The sequence below is a fragment of the Alkalicoccobacillus porphyridii genome (assembly GCF_007293315.1).
Lineage (GTDB): Bacteria > Bacillota > Bacilli > Bacillales > Bacillaceae_D > Alkalicoccobacillus > Alkalicoccobacillus porphyridii.
Genome location: NZ_VLXZ01000117.1, coordinates 1 through 322, shown reverse-complemented (window position 1 = coordinate 322; position 322 = coordinate 1). Strand labels below are relative to the sequence as shown.

The following is a 322-nucleotide window of genomic DNA, read 5'->3' as shown; positions in this document are numbered from 1 at the left end:
CGGGCGATGTGCAGTTCTACCTGCCGGAAGGTCGCTGGACACACCTGTGGCACAACGATGAACTCGACGGTAGTGGCTGGCATAAACAGCAGCACGGCTTCCTGAGTCTGCCCGTTTATGTGCGTGATAACACTCTACTGGCGCTGGGCAACAACGATCAACGTCCCGATTACGTGTGGCACGAAGGCACGGCATTCCACCTCTTTAATCTGCAAGACGGGCATGAAGCCGTCTGTGAAGTGCCCGCTGCTGACGGATCGGTGATCTTTACTTTAAAAGCAGCACGTACTGGCAACACGATTACTGTGACTGGTGCGGGCGA

General features: G+C 55.6%; 1 protein-coding gene. It reads left to right on the top strand.

All coding sequences use genetic code 11. The features are described from left to right. Positions 1 to 322, top strand: a 322-nt coding sequence (locus tag FN960_RS23740; protein ID WP_498034104.1) for a glycoside hydrolase family 31 family protein, incomplete at both ends; no start/stop codon positions are given.